Origin of the sequence: Paraburkholderia sp. SIMBA_054 (assembly GCF_046534875.1) — a bacterium.
Lineage (GTDB): Bacteria > Pseudomonadota > Gammaproteobacteria > Burkholderiales > Burkholderiaceae > Paraburkholderia > Paraburkholderia hospita.
Genome location: NZ_JAWRXV010001846.1, coordinates 1 through 230, shown reverse-complemented (window position 1 = coordinate 230; position 230 = coordinate 1). Strand labels below are relative to the sequence as shown.

The window sequence follows — 230 nt, the reverse complement described above, 5'->3', positions numbered from 1 at the left end:
CCTGCTGCTGCTCAACCGGCACAGACATCACTCGCCGCTCGGTCTCACCGTTACGTGTGTCGGAGATGATTTCGCCATCGCGAATTTCTATGATGCGCTGCGCCCGCGCTGCAACCTGCCGGTCATGCGTGACGATGACGATGGTGCGTCCTTCGCGGTTCAGTTCCTGAAGGATACCAAGGACTTCCTCGCCACTATGGCTGTCGAGCGCACCCGTGGGCTCGTCCGCC

At 61.3% G+C, this 230-nt stretch carries 1 pseudogene; it reads right to left on the bottom strand.

The features are described 5' to 3' along the window. Positions 1–230, bottom strand: a pseudogene (locus tag SB822_RS61435) (macrolide ABC transporter permease/ATP-binding protein MacB); the annotation flags it as partial.